Genomic DNA, 12,608 nt, shown 5'->3' on the forward strand with positions numbered 1-12,608 from the left:
CCCCCCCCCCCCCCCCCCCCCCCCCCCCCCCCCCCCCCCCCCCCCCCCCCCCCCCCCCCCCCCCCCCCCCCCCCCCCCCCCCCCCCCGCCGCCGTACCCGGTCGACCGGAGAGCCGGAGCTGACCGAACGGTGGGCTCGCTAGATGATCTTCCCCGCTTATGCTCACGCGGCTCTGTCGTTCACGGGGAGGAACCACCACCATGCGCCGCGCCCTGCACCGCCTGCTGACCGGATCGGCGGCAGCCCTGACGGCGGTCGCGGCCCTGGCCGTACCCGGGACGCCCGCGCTGGCCGCGGACCCTGCCGTGCGGCTGCACTTCCCGGACATCGCGGTGGCCGGCTCGGTGCCCAAGGCGACCCCGCTCTTCGCCTGGATCGACGTGCCGGACGGGCCGGGCGGCGCACCCATCGCGTTCGAGAAGATGACCGTGCGCGTGGACACCGCCGGCGTCGCCGATATCGCCACCGTGGTCGCGGCCGACGACTTCCAGCTGAGTGACGAGCAGTCCTGCGGCCGCAGCGGCACGGTCATCAGCTGCATCCTCACCGGACACTTCGAGCTCGAACCGGGCACCAATCTGGTGGCCCTGATGGCCCTGGAGGTCACCGCGAAGGCCGGCGCAACTCAGGACGCGCACGGCGAGCTGGCGTTCAGCGCCCGGCTCGACGACCTGCCCGAGGTCACCACCGCGTCGACGGTGACGATCGGCGAGGGCGTCGACCTGGCCGGCGTCATCAGCACCCCGCGCACCGTGGCGGCCGGCGCGAACGTCGACGCCGGCCTGCGCGTGTCCAACGTCGGGACCACGCCGGTCAAGAGCGTCGTGCTGGTCATGCTGGGCTGGGACCCCAGCCTGTCGCCGGGCGCCGGCTTCGGCAACTGCCGGTACGGCATCCTGACCGTCTGCACCTTCGACGACGAGCTGGCCGCCGGCTCGACCTACGAGCTGACCACGCCGATGCGCCTGAAGATCCCGGCCGACGCCGCGGCCGGCTCCCGGGCCAGCGCCCTCGGCGGCTGGTACACCCCGGCCGACTTCCAGGAACTGATCGACATCGCGCCCGACCTCGACGACGAGACGCTCGGCCCGAAGGGCACCGGTCCCGCCGTCGGGTTGCGGGCCGTGGCGGCGAAGAGCGCGGCGCGGGCCGCGGCGAGCCAGGTCGACACCGACCCGAAGAACAACATCCTGGTCAGCGAGTTCGTCGTCGGCGGCCGCCGGTCGGACCTGGCCGCCGTCGGTGCCACCGTCACCGGCGAGCCGGGCGACAAGGTGCCGGCCCGTGTCGGCTTCGGAAACAACGGGCCGGGCACGCTCTACCACTGGACCTTCGAGAACACCGACCCGTCGACCCACATCGTCGTCCCGGCCGGGCTCAAGGCCGTCGGCGTCGACGAGCGCTGCTTCCCGATGATGGTCTCCGACGGTGAGGAGCCCGGGGACCTCGGCACCGACCTCACCGGGGCGTCGGAATACCTGTGCCTGCTCGAGGAGGGCAGGACCAAGGCCAAGGCGTCGACCCTGTTCGACTTCACCTTCCAGGTGCGGGCGAACCCGTCCGCGGCGGCCGGCCGGGTCGGAATCAACGAGGAGATCTTCACCGAGTACCCGATCGACCGCGACGCCCGCAACGACACGGCGGCGATCTCGGTGCAGCTCAGCGGCGGCCAGGGCGGCGGCCTGCCGGTGACCGGTGCCAACGCCGGCCTGCTCGGCGCGGGTGGCACGCTGCTGCTGCTCGCCGGCGCGGCCGGCCTGCTGCTCGTACGCCGGCGCCGGGTCCGGTTCACCGCCTGACCCGGGTACGGGGACTACGGTGCGCGGATGAGTGAGACCGACAGGATCCTGCTGGCCATCGAGCAGCAGATGCTCGACGCGGACGCGGCCTACGACGAGACCTTCTTCGACAAGCACTGCACCGCCGACTTCGTCGCCATGGGCAACTACGGCGTGGTGGACCGGGCCCAGGTGCTCCAGATGTACGCCAACGGCAGCGGCAGCCGGGACCGGCGCAACCGGATCCAGGATCCCCGGGTCCGGCTGCTCGGCGACGGCGGCGCGCTGGTCACCTACACCCTGAACAGCGTCGCCGGGGCGGAGACGTCGTCCTGGTACGCCTCGACCGCCTACCGCCGCGAGCACGGCGAGTGGCGGGTGGTCGCCATCCACCAGACACCGGTGTAGCCGACCTCCCTCGGCCGGCTGCCGGGGTCAGGTGCAGGCGAGGGTCAGGCAGCGGACGGCCGAGGTCTTGTCGATGACCGGGCCGTACGCCGTCGGGCCCGAGGTGCTGGCGAAGTCGATCGTGGCCGGGCCGCCGGTGCCGACGAAGACGAAGCTCCTGCGGACGTAGCCCATCGCCGCGAACGTCCGGCCCGTGGTGTCGAAGGAGAACGTCTGGCGGACCGTACCGTTGACCAGGACCCGGCCGGTCTTGACCGCCGGGCCGCCGGCCGGGTTGCCGGCCAGGAAGTAGCTGACCCGGTAGCGGACCGACGGCTGGGTGGCCGCTGTCGTGCGGATCGTGCCGGCGGACCGTCCGTTCAGGTCGATCGACTGCCGGCTGTCGGCGGCCTGCCAGTAGCCGCGGCCGATCTGGTCGATGCTGCCGCGGGTGACCGTCCACCGGCCGAACGTCTCGCCCGCGGTGCGCGTGGCGTAGGTGCCGGGTGGGACGACAGGCTGCTCGAAGCCGTCGGCCGGGCGGCCGGGTGCGGCGGAGGCCGGTGCGGCCACCCCGGCCAGGACACAAGCCACGACCGCGGTACGGCGCAACGCATGCATCAGCGCGCGTCGATCTCTACGTAGTCCAGATCGCCGGCGTAGTAGTCGCAGCCCACGTCGATCTGGTCGCAGTCGGTCTTGCCGCCGATGCTCACCGGCCACGAGTTCGCGATCCGGCCGGTCCAGCCCACGGTGCGGGCCACCTTCGCGCCGTCCACGAACAGGGTCACCCCGTCGCCCGTACGGGCGCAGCGCACGGTGTGCCAGCGGCCGTCGTTGAGCCGCCGCGGGGACGACACCGCCAGTGAGCGGGACGAGCCGCGGAACAGGCACTCGACGATGCCGCTGGGGATCTGGAGTTTGAAGTTGCCGCCGGAGACCGTCGCCTGGCCCTTCTGGATGATGTTGCCGAACTTGTGGGTCGTGCGGAGCCGGACCGTCACGGCGAAGTCGCGGGTGCCGGGGTCGAGGGCGTCCGAGTCGCGCACGGTCACCAGGTGGCCCGGGCGGGCCGGCGGGGAGTCGGGCTCCAGCCGGTCGAAGCGGTAGCCGGTGGCGCCGTTGACGCGGGTGTCGGTCCGTACCTCGCTGCCGATCCGGCCGTGCAGCCCGCGGCCGCTGCTGTCGGTCATGGTGCGGGCGCCGGAGTGCTCGTCCATCTCCCAGATGGCGACCGGCCGGTCGGAGGCGGCGTCAGCGGTGGCCGCCGTGGCCAGCAGGACAGTTCCGACCGTCAGAAAGACAGTCAACGAGCGGCGACTTCTCATGGCATCCTCACGCTTGCCGGCAGGTGAGGACCATGCTAAACAGCATTAATAGGATCAACGGCATAATAACGACGAAATCGCCCTGGCGTGATTGCCGGGGCTGTTCGGCGGTGGCCGCGCACACCCCGTACGAGCAGGCGTTTCTTTGTCCGGACCGGTCCGAACGGCTGGCGGCTCCCGCTGAACGGCTTCTCGCGTTCCGCCTGTTCAAGTTGGTAACATGCCGCCGATCATGGCCAGCGTTCCGGCCGGTACGCCGGGGGCCGACAGCCGCGTCGAACGTGTCCGCTCCCGCCTCCCGGCAGGGGCCCCGTCGACCGAAGCCGCCGCGGTGAAGCCGCACGTACGGAGGTCTCCTGTGACTGACAACCGGATGAAGGATCGCGTCAAGGTCATGCTCGGGACGTCGCCCGACGGCGCGACCTCCGAGCACGCGCTGGTCTCGCCCACGCCCGTGCCGGGACTGCCGAGCCAGGCCCTCCAGGTGCTGACCATGGCCCAGCGCACCGCCGAGGACTACGTCGCCAAGGCCCACCAGGAGGCCGACAAGATCCGGACGGAGGCGCTGGCCGCGGCGGAGAACATCGCCCGCGACGCCCAGATCCATGCCCACAACGTGCGCCGCGAGGCCGACAAGGTGCTCTACGACGCCCGCGCCGGTGCCGAGCAGATCGGCCAGGACGCCCGCGCGGCCGCCGAGGAGGCCCGCCGCAACGCCGAGCAGATCGTGCTCGACGCGCAGGCCCGGGCCGACGCTGTTGCTGCCGAGGCCAAGGCCAACGCCGAGCAGCTCAATCTGCAGGCCAAGCAGCGCTACGACGACGTGGTCGGCAGCCTCGGCGTCAAGCGGGAGGCACTGCAGGAGCAGATCGAGGCGCTCGAGCAGTTCGACCGGGAGTACCGTGGCCGCCTCATGACCTTCATGCAGGGCCAGCTGCGCGCCCTGTGGGTGGACCAGCCGCAGGTCATCGGCGAGCTGCCGGTGCCGGACGAGTCGGCGGGCCGGCACGGCTCCAGCGCCGAGGCCGTCGTCCCGGCGCAGCGCCAGCCGGTGGAGGACACCGTCGAGGTTCAGCCTGAGGACGCCGAGCACGCCGAGGCCGAGCCGGTGCCGAGCGGGCGCTGAGGTTTCTCACGCATCCGGGGCGGCGTGCACGCGTTCGCCCCGGATGTAGGTCAGCGCCACCCGGGCGTCCGCGATCGCCTGCGGCGGGCCCGCGAAGACATCGCGGTCCAGGACCACCAGGTCGGCCTGATTGCCGGTCCGCAGCGTCCCGGTGTCGTCCCGGTGATTCACAAAGGCCGACCCCGACGTGTACGCCCGCAGCGCCGTCGCCAGCTCGAGCCGCTGTCCCGGCAGGAACGCCTCGGCGCCGCTGCCCGGCAGGGCCCGGTTGACCGCCACGTGGATGCCCCGCAACGGATCGGGGCTGCTCACCGGCCAGTCACTGCCCGCGGCCAGGGTCGCCCCGGCGCGGTGCAGGTCGCCGAACGGGTACTGCCGCCCGGCCAGCTCCGGATCCAGGAACGGCAGCGTCAGCTCGTCCATCTGCGGCTCGTGGGTCGCCCACAGCGCCTGGATGGTCGCGGTGGCTCCCAGGGAAAGGAAGCGCGGCACGTCCCGCGGGTGCACCACCTGCAGATGGGCCAGGTGCGGCCGGGTGTTCCGCCGGCCGTTGGCCGCCCGGGCCGCGGCGATCGCGTCCAGGGCCTCGCGGACGGCCCGGTCGCCGAGCGCGTGGAAGTGCGCCTGGAAGTCGAGCGCGTCGACCGCGGTGACGTAGTCGCGCAACGCGACCGGATCGATGAACGACAGGCCGCTGTTCGCGGTCGCGCAGCCGTGCCCGTCGCGGTACGGAGCCGTCATCGCCGCGGTGAAGTTCTCGGCGACGCCGTCGAGCATGAACTTCACCGTGCCGCAGCGCAGCCGTCCGACGCTGAACGCCGCCCGTTTCGCCACGAGCTCGGGGATCTGGCCGGCGTCCCGCTCGCGGTCCCACCAGAGCGCGCCGACGACGGTGGAGATCAGCGAACCGTCGGCGGCCGCGGTGCGGTAGGCGTCGGAGATGTCGGGGTAGCCGTTGGTCGCGCACAGCATCGCGTCCTGCCAGGCGGTGATGCCCAGCTCGTGCAGCAGCCGCTGGGCCCGCAGCAGACCGGCGAGCCGTTGCGCCGGGGTCACCGCCGGCACGACTGCCGCGACCAGTGACATCGCGCCCTCCTGGAGGCCGCCGCTCGGGGCGCCGCCGGGCTCGCGGTCGATCCGGCCGTCGACCGGGTCCGGGGTGTCGGCGGTGATCCCGGCCAGGGCGAGCGCCTTGCTGTTGACCCAGGCCCCGTGGTGGTCGCGGTTGGTCAGGTACACCGGGCGATCACCGGCCACCGCGTCCAGCAGCTCGCGGCCGGGCACACCGCCGGGGAAGCTCTCCATCGACCAGCCGCCGCCGACGATCCAGGGATCGTCCGGGTGGGCCCGCGCGTACGCGTCGATCCGGGCGAGATACTCGGTGAGGTCCGTCGTGCCGGTCAGGTCGCACTGGCCCAGCTCCACGCCGCCCATCACCGCGTGCACGTGGGCGTCCTGGAAGCCGGGCAGCAGCATCCGCCCGCGCAGGTCGACCACCTCGGTGCGCGGCCCGGCGAGCTCGGTGACCTCGGCACCGCCGACGGCGAGGATCCGGCCGCCGCGCACGGCCAGGGCGGTTTCGGGGCCACGGCCGGGATCGGCGGTGAAGACGGGCCCGCCCGTGAAGATCAGATCAGCGCTGCCGACTCCGGCGGTGTCCATGGTGGTGAGACTGCCGCATTCATCGGCTCTGGGCGACGACCGCCGTGGCGGCTTCGAGCAGCGAACCGGTGGTATCGGCGGCCTGCGACCGCAGCAGCGCGTACGCCAGGTCCGCGTTGGTCTGCCGGTCGGAAATGATCATTCCGATCGCCTGTTGGATCGTGGCCCGGACGGCGAAGGACCCGACGAGGCCCGCGACGAGCTCCTGCGCTCCCGGGCAGAGATGGTCAACCAGGACGGGCGGTTGCCCCTCCGGCGCGTCGTCGTAGGCGGCCAGGACCGCCGCACTCAGCGGAGCCATGGCTGCCGGGTCGTGACTGTAGAGGTTGAGCGCCGCCACCGGCAGGCCGCGCCCGGCGAACAGCGGAATGGACAGCGAGGAGCGAAGCCCCAGCTGGTACGCGGCGTCCCGGAACCCGGGCCAGATCATCGTCGCGTCGATCCGCGGCACGCTGATGGGGGAGCCGCCGTCCAGAGCGTCGAGGCAGGGCCCCGCTTTGTCGGCGTACTGCGCCTCGTCGACGGCCAGGGCGAGCTCACTGCTCACCGCCACCGTGCTGTAACCGCTCTCGCCCTGGCGGGTCACCGAGGCGAAGGCCACCGCGTCCACCATGTCGACCGTGAACTGGACGATCGTGCTCAGCCGCCCGCCGACGGTGGAGTCGTCGTCGGCGGTGCCCGCCAGATCGGTCAGGGCGTCGGCCAGACTGCCGCGGGGCTGCGATCGAGTCACTACTACATCTCCAAGCTCTGCACGGGGAACGCTGGGGTACCCGGCGTGCGCCGGGTTACACGCCACTGTCCCGCTCAGGCGCCGATGAGCAGCCCGTCGAGGTTCGCCACCTCGAGCACCATCCGGACCATCGGCCCGGGCTCCCGCAGCCGCAGGGTGATGCCCTTGAGCTCGGCGGCCCGCCGGGCGGCGACCAGCATGCCGATGCCGGAGGAGTCGAGGAACGTCACGGCGTGCATGTCGACCTCGATGCGGCCGTCCTGCTTGTCCGCCACCACCTGCCGCAACACCTCGCGCAGGTAGGTCGCGGTCTCCAGGTCGATGTCACCCTCGGGGGTGACCACGACGGTGTCACCCTGGCGCTCCACGGTGCAATCGAATGCCATGTCAGCTCCGCTCTGTCCTCGCACGGCCGTCCGTCCGGCACCCATTGTCGCGGATCACCGATCGTCGCCGCTCTGGGCCTTGGCTACCAGCGTCGCGGCGACGTCGCGAAGCTTGCGGTTGGAGTCCTGAGAGATCTTGGTGAGGATCGCGAACGCCTCGTCGGCGGTGCACCGCCGACGGCCCATGACGATGCCCTTGGCCTGCTCGATCACGGCCCGGCCGGCCATCGCCGTCTGCAGCTGCCGGGCCAGGCGGGCCGTGACGCTGTACAGGACGGCGTTGGCCAGGGCGACCGCCGCGTAGCCGGCGAAGGTCTGCGCCAGCAGCACCGCGTCGTCGTCGAAAGCCGCCTCCCGGACGCCGTAGAGATTCAGCCCGCCGCCCACCTGCTCCTCGATCGGCAGCCCGACCGACAGCGAGCTGCGCGCGCCCGCTGCCACGGCGTGCCGGGCCCACTCCGGCCAGCGGCTTTCGTCAGCGAAGTCGGGCACCGAGACGGTCGCTTGCGCGATGGCAGCCTCCAGGCAGGGCCCGCTGCCCCGCTGATACTGCCATTCGTCCAGGGTCAACGCCAGGTGCCCGGTGTACGCGGCGGTCTCGGCGATCGATCCGCGGACCATGGTGACGGAGACCTCGTCGGCGCCGGGGACGGTGCGCCGGGCCAGGTCGGCGACCCGCGACAGCACCCCCTCCAGGTCGTTCTCGGCGAGGTTGATGCGGCCCAGCTCGGCGAAGGCGGCCGTGGGATCCAACCGGTCGGTTGACATGTGCGTCGAACTCCCTGTCCACCCCGGCCGGTGGCCTGGGCATGATGGCGGATCTGCCGGCCGTGGCGCAGCGGCCGGGACCTGCCCCTGGCGGACACAGGCTTCCGTGGCCGGGGATTCCCGGCAGCGATCAGGCGGCGGGCTTACCCCGATGCACCGGGGTTAACCGTCGGACTTTCCCGGATTGCTCCGGGGCATCCGGGCGATCGCAACCCGTCCGCACCCGGGCCGGTGGAAAATGACCTCTGCTGAGGTCGGCCGGCGAAGCGGGGCGGGTGAGATGGTGGCTGCGCGCAGCGCATCGGGAAGTCACCGCCGGCCTGGGCCGGTTCGTCGCGTGCTCGGGGCCTGGCAGGGCTTCCTGCTGATCGGCAGCGTCATGGCTGTCGCCGCCGCGTTCGCCACGCCCGCCGGCCGGGAGGCCGCCTATGCCGTGCTGTGCCTGGCTGTCATCGGTGCCGTGGCCGCCGGCGTCCGGCAGCACCGGCCCGCGCGCCCGCTCGGCTGGTGGCTGCTGGCCGCCGGCATGGGTTGCGGCGCGGTCGCGCACAGCCGGTGGATCCTCCAGCAGCCGGCCACCGTGCTGAACGCGGTGGTCACCTGGACCGATGTCGTCTACTTCTCGATGTACCTCCTGGTCGCGGCCGCCGTGGCGGCCCTGTCGGCATCCCGGCGCCGGGGCGCGGCGCTGGCGGGCATGAGCGAGGCGGGCATCGTGGCGTGCACCGCTGTCGTGCTCGCCTGGGTCTTCCTGCTGGACCCGTTCATGAACGACCGTGACGACTGGTCGGCCGGCGCCGCCGTGCTCGCGTACCCGTTCCTGGACCTGATCGTCCTCACCATGGTGGTCCGGCTGCGCTTCACCACGCGGGCGCTGAGCCGCGCCCAGCAGTTCCTCGTGCTGGCCGTCCTCGTGGTCCTGGCCGCGGACGTGGCCTACATCGTCGCCGTGATGGCCGGCGGCCGGTGGGCCGGATCCGCCTTCAGCGCCGCCGGCTGGCTGATGTTCCTGGTGCTGCTCGGCGCGGCCGCGCTGCACCCGTCGATGGCTGTCGAGCCCGGTGCCGACGACAGCCGCCTGCCGCCGGGCAACGGCCGGTGGACCATGGCCGGTCTGCTGACGGTCGTGCTGATCGGCCCGGCGGCCACCTGCTATGCCCTCGTGCAGGACATCGCCGAGGGAGAGCTCGACGTCATCGACGTCTTCCTGCCGCTCGGCGCCACCGCGGTCACCTCCGTCCTGCTCATCGCCCGTCTGACCCGCGCCAGCGCCCTGGCCCGGCGGCGCGCGGACGACCTGCAGGACGCTGTGGAGTACCAGGCCACCCTGCAACGGGAGATGAGCCACCTCGCCCTGCACGATTCCCTGACCGGACTGCCCAACCGCCTGCACCTGGACCGCGAGCTGCGCGCCCGGGCGCACCGGGACGATCCCGGCTGCCTGTTGCTGCTGGACGTCGACGGCTTCAAGCACATCAACGAGAGCCTGGGTCACCCGATCGGCGACGCGCTGCTGGTCGCCCTCGCGCAGCGGCTGCGGTACACCGTGGGGCCCGACGCGCTGCTCGCCCGCCTCGGCGGTGACGAGTTCGCCGTCCTGATGCCGTGCGGTGACGCCGAGGCAGTCGACAACCGTTGTGCGGACATCCTGGCCGCGGTGCGGCGCCCCGCCGACATCCACGGCCACCGGCTGCACGTGACGATCAGCATCGGGGTACGCCGGCTGGCCGCCTCGGCCGGCAGCACCGACGCCCTCAGCGACGCCGACCTGGCCCTGTACGAGGCCAAGGCCGCCGGCCGCGACCGGGCGGTGACCTACGACGCCGGCCTGCGCGAGCAGCAGCTGGAGCGCACCGAGCTGATCGACCGGCTGCGCGCCGCCCTCACCGCCGAGCAGTTCACCGTGTACTACCAGCCGATCGTCACGCTCGGCACCGGCGGTTTCGACGCGGTCGAGGCGCTGGTGCGCTGGTTCCCCCGGCCGGGCGAGATCGTCGGCCCGGACCGGTTCATCCCGGCCGCCGAGGACAGCGGGCTCATCGTCGCCCTCGGCGAATGGGTGCTGCGGCAGGCCTGCCGGGACGCTGCCGGCTGGCACCGGCAGCACGGTACGGCGGTGACCGTCAACGTCTCTCCCCGCCAACTCATGGAGCCCGGTTACGCGGCCACGGTGAACCGGGCGCTGCGGGACTCCGGGTTGCCGCCCACCGCGCTGATCCTGGAGATCACCGAGGGCATGCTGGTCGGCGCCGCGAACCGGGACGACCGGACCATCGCCCAGCTCACCGCGTTGCGCCGGCAGGGCGTCCGGGTTGCCGTCGACGACTTCGGCACCGGCTACTCGTCGCTGGCCTACCTGCGCGACCTGCCCATCGACATCCTCAAGATCGACCGGTCGTTCCTGCCGGCGGACGGGTCCGGCGCGGCCGACCGGCAGCTGTCGTTCGTCCGCACCATCGTCGACCTGGCCCACAATCTGCGGCTGGCCGCGGTCGCCGAGGGTGTCGAGACCCCGGCCCAGGTCGCCGTCCTGCGCGAGCTCGGCTGCGACAAGGGCCAGGGTTACCACTTCGGGCGCCCGACCGGCGCCGCCGAGACGACAGAGGTCCTCGCCGCAGCTCAGCTCGTGGGCGCATGACCCCCGGTCACGGGGGTAGTCGCCGGCTATGACGGGCTTGATCCACAACTTCCTCCGCGACCGGCGGGACGACATCGTCGAAGAACTCATCGGCTGGGTGCGGCTGCGGTCGGTGGCCGGCGTACCGGAGCACGGGCCGGATCTGATCCGGTCGGCGAACTGGCTGGCCGCGGCGCTGCGCGACCTCGGGTTCCCGACCGTCGAGGTCTGGCCGGTCGAGGGCGCGCCGGCGGTCTACGCCGAGTGGTGTGCCGCGCCGGGCGCGCCGACCGTGCTGATCTACAGCCACCACGACGTGCGGGCGGCCAAGGACGAGCTGTGGGAGGAGACAGCCCCGTTCGAGCCGGCGGTACGCGACGGCCGGGTCTACGGGCGCGGCACCTCCGACGCCAAGGGGCAGGTGCTGAGCCACCTCTGGGGCATCAAGGCCCACCTCGCGGCGACCGGCCGGGCGGCGCCCGCGGTGAACCTGAAGCTCATCGTCGAGGGGGAGGAGGAGGCCGGCTCGACCCACCTGGCCGGGCTGATCGAGGAGCACCGCGAGCGGCTGGACGCCGACCTGGTGGTCTTCTCCGACACCCTCACCTGGCGGGCCGACCACCCGGCCGTCTGCACCAGCGTGCGCGGCATGGTCATGGCCGAGCTGGAGGTGCACGGCCCCCGCCGCGACGTGCACAGCGGCGCCGCCTCCGGGCCCGCGCCCAACGCCGCCGTGGAACTGTCCCGGCTGCTGGGCGCCCTGCACGACGACAAGGGCCGGCTGACGCTGCCGGGCTTCTACGACGAGGTCGCCGAGCCGTCCGAGCGCCGCCGCGCCGAGCTCGCCGCCCTGCCGTTCACCGAGCAGGACTGGCTGGAACGCTCGGAGACCCGCAGCGTCACGGGCGAGGCCGGCTACACGGTGCTGGAGAAGCTCTGGACCCGCCCGGCGGCGGAGATCATCAGCATGGTCGCCGGGGACCCGGTCGGTGTCACCCGCTCCGCGATCCCGGCGGTGGCCTCGGCGACCATCAGCATCCGCACGGTGGCCGGCCAGCGGTGCGCCGACGTGGCCGAGCAGCTGCGGCGCTGGGTCGCCGAAACCATCAGCGACACCGTCGACCACCAGCTGACGGTGGCCGAGGAGACGATGCAGGAGCCGTACGAGACGCCGCAGGACCTGCCGGCGCTCGAGGCGCTGGCGGCGGCGGTCGAGGACGGCTTCGGCGTACCGGCCGGGCGGATGGGCAACGCCGGTGGTGGCCCGGCCGAGTTGCTGGCCCGGCACCTGGACGCCCCGCTCGTGTTCTTCGGCGTGGGCCTGCCCGAGGACCGCTGGCACGACAGCGACGAACGGGTGTCCATCGACATGCTGGTCAACGGGGCGGCGACGCTCGCGTACCTCTGGCAGCGCCTCGCCTGACACCGATCCGCCGAAAAACGGAGGTGTAGGCGGGATGCCGGCGGGAATCCGCCGGCATGGCACGAGTGACGAATGCGGCGGTCGCCGCGTCGAGCGAGTGGGTCGCGCCCGAGGGCGTCCGGCAGCCGGGTGGCGAGGTGCACGCGTGGCTGCCCGGCACCAATCAGACGGTCTGCGGGCTGGCCCTGAGCCGGACGCGGCTGCGGCGCTTCCCGCACGTGCGGTTCGACTTCCGGGCCACCGACGTGGTGGCCGCGAGCGACGAGGTCCGATTCATCTGCCCGCGGTGTGTCGCGGCGACCACCCGGCGCGGCGAACGCTCCTGGACCAGGACCTCCCCGCGGCCCTGAACGGACCGTTACCCGAGGCCCGGGTGGCGTCGAGGCAGACCGACACCTA

The 12,608-nt window shown here is 72.7% G+C and carries 12 protein-coding genes; 6 read left to right on the forward strand and 6 right to left on the reverse strand.

Annotated elements, in window-relative coordinates; all coding sequences use genetic code 11:
* The first annotated feature begins 201 nt into the window (after nucleotides 1-201).
* Together ACZ6S4_RS39870 and ACZ6S4_RS39875 are read left to right on the forward strand one after the other, a co-directional pair.
* Nucleotides 202-1,800, forward strand: coding sequence for an LPXTG cell wall anchor domain-containing protein (locus ACZ6S4_RS39870; RefSeq protein WP_465479876.1), 1,599 nt, complete (start codon nucleotides 202-204; stop codon nucleotides 1,798-1,800).
* Nucleotides 1,801-1,827: 27 nt separating this feature from the next.
* A complete protein-coding gene (locus ACZ6S4_RS39875; RefSeq protein WP_465479877.1) occupies nucleotides 1,828-2,187 on the forward strand; it encodes a nuclear transport factor 2 family protein in 360 nt (119 codons plus the stop codon).
* A 27-nt stretch (nucleotides 2,188-2,214) separates the two neighbouring features.
* Here ACZ6S4_RS39875 and ACZ6S4_RS39880 read toward each other — a convergent pair whose 3' ends face one another.
* Nucleotides 2,215-2,787 carry a choice-of-anchor C family protein gene (locus ACZ6S4_RS39880; protein WP_465479878.1) on the reverse strand — a complete coding sequence of 191 codons (573 nt, stop codon included), beginning with the start codon at nucleotides 2,785-2,787 and terminating at the stop codon, nucleotides 2,215-2,217.
* Nucleotides 2,787-3,476 (reverse strand): laminin G domain-containing protein, encoded by a 690-nt coding sequence (locus ACZ6S4_RS39885; protein ID WP_465479879.1) that lies wholly within the window; start codon nucleotides 3,474-3,476, stop codon nucleotides 2,787-2,789. Before ACZ6S4_RS39885 ends, ACZ6S4_RS39880 begins: the two co-directional genes overlap by 1 nt.
* 376 nt (nucleotides 3,477-3,852) lie before the next feature.
* Here ACZ6S4_RS39885 and ACZ6S4_RS39890 point away from each other — a divergent pair, with 376 nt between their 5' ends.
* A complete protein-coding gene (locus ACZ6S4_RS39890; protein ID WP_465479880.1) occupies nucleotides 3,853-4,620 on the forward strand; it encodes a DivIVA domain-containing protein in 768 nt (255 codons plus the stop codon).
* 6 nt (nucleotides 4,621-4,626) lie between these two features.
* Here the strand turns inward: ACZ6S4_RS39890 and ACZ6S4_RS39895 are convergent, their stop codons facing one another.
* The 4 genes from ACZ6S4_RS39895 to ACZ6S4_RS39910 form a co-directional block, all read right to left on the reverse strand.
* Nucleotides 4,627-6,282 carry an amidohydrolase gene (locus ACZ6S4_RS39895; protein ID WP_465479881.1) on the reverse strand — a complete coding sequence of 552 codons (1,656 nt, stop codon included), beginning with the start codon at nucleotides 6,280-6,282 and terminating at the stop codon, nucleotides 4,627-4,629.
* 19 nt (nucleotides 6,283-6,301) lie between these two features.
* Nucleotides 6,302-7,015 (reverse strand): GAF and ANTAR domain-containing protein, encoded by a 714-nt coding sequence (locus ACZ6S4_RS39900; RefSeq protein WP_465479882.1) that lies wholly within the window; start codon nucleotides 7,013-7,015, stop codon nucleotides 6,302-6,304.
* Nucleotides 7,016-7,089: 74 nt separating this feature from the next.
* Nucleotides 7,090-7,401, reverse strand: coding sequence for an STAS domain-containing protein (locus ACZ6S4_RS39905; protein ID WP_360544481.1), 312 nt, complete (start codon nucleotides 7,399-7,401; stop codon nucleotides 7,090-7,092).
* A gap of 54 nt (nucleotides 7,402-7,455) precedes the next feature.
* A complete protein-coding gene (locus tag ACZ6S4_RS39910; RefSeq protein ID WP_465479883.1) occupies nucleotides 7,456-8,169 on the reverse strand; it encodes a GAF and ANTAR domain-containing protein in 714 nt (237 codons plus the stop codon).
* Nucleotides 8,170-8,506: 337 nt separating this feature from the next.
* Here ACZ6S4_RS39910 and ACZ6S4_RS39915 point away from each other — a divergent pair, with 337 nt between their 5' ends.
* From ACZ6S4_RS39915 to ACZ6S4_RS39925, 3 genes are read left to right on the forward strand one after another with little or no spacing between them, the layout of a single operon-like run.
* On the forward strand, nucleotides 8,507-10,807 hold the full coding sequence (locus tag ACZ6S4_RS39915; RefSeq protein WP_465479884.1) for a putative bifunctional diguanylate cyclase/phosphodiesterase: 2,301 nt from the start codon (nucleotides 8,507-8,509) through the stop codon (nucleotides 10,805-10,807).
* A gap of 28 nt (nucleotides 10,808-10,835) precedes the next feature.
* Nucleotides 10,836-12,209 (forward strand): M20/M25/M40 family metallo-hydrolase, encoded by a 1,374-nt coding sequence (locus ACZ6S4_RS39920; protein WP_465479885.1) that lies wholly within the window; start codon nucleotides 10,836-10,838, stop codon nucleotides 12,207-12,209.
* A 56-nt stretch (nucleotides 12,210-12,265) separates the two neighbouring features.
* Nucleotides 12,266-12,559, forward strand: coding sequence for a hypothetical protein (locus tag ACZ6S4_RS39925; protein WP_465479886.1), 294 nt, complete (start codon nucleotides 12,266-12,268; stop codon nucleotides 12,557-12,559).
* Nucleotides 12,560-12,608: the final 49 nt, after the last annotated feature.

The sequence above is a fragment of the Actinoplanes sp. NPDC051405 genome (assembly GCF_055586185.1).

What these genes read in the sequence shown, in the direction of transcription:
- ACZ6S4_RS39870 (WP_465479876.1), top strand. Translation starts at nt 202, where the DNA reads ATGCGCCGCGCCCTGCACCGCCTGCTGACCGGATCGGCGGCAGCCCTG.
- ACZ6S4_RS39875 (WP_465479877.1), top strand. Translation starts at nt 1,828, where the DNA reads ATGAGTGAGACCGACAGGATCCTGCTGGCCATCGAGCAGCAGATGCTC.
- ACZ6S4_RS39880 (WP_465479878.1), bottom strand. Translation starts at nt 2,787, where the DNA reads ATGCATGCGTTGCGCCGTACCGCGGTCGTGGCTTGTGTCCTGGCCGGG.
- ACZ6S4_RS39895 (WP_465479881.1), bottom strand. Translation starts at nt 6,282, where the DNA reads ATGGACACCGCCGGAGTCGGCAGCGCTGATCTGATCTTCACGGGCGGG.
- ACZ6S4_RS39905 (WP_360544481.1), bottom strand. Translation starts at nt 7,401, where the DNA reads ATGGCATTCGATTGCACCGTGGAGCGCCAGGGTGACACCGTCGTGGTC.
- ACZ6S4_RS39910 (WP_465479883.1), bottom strand. Translation starts at nt 8,169, where the DNA reads ATGTCAACCGACCGGTTGGATCCCACGGCCGCCTTCGCCGAGCTGGGC.
- ACZ6S4_RS39920 (WP_465479885.1), top strand. Translation starts at nt 10,836, where the DNA reads ATGACGGGCTTGATCCACAACTTCCTCCGCGACCGGCGGGACGACATC.
- ACZ6S4_RS39925 (WP_465479886.1), top strand. Translation starts at nt 12,266, where the DNA reads ATGGCACGAGTGACGAATGCGGCGGTCGCCGCGTCGAGCGAGTGGGTC.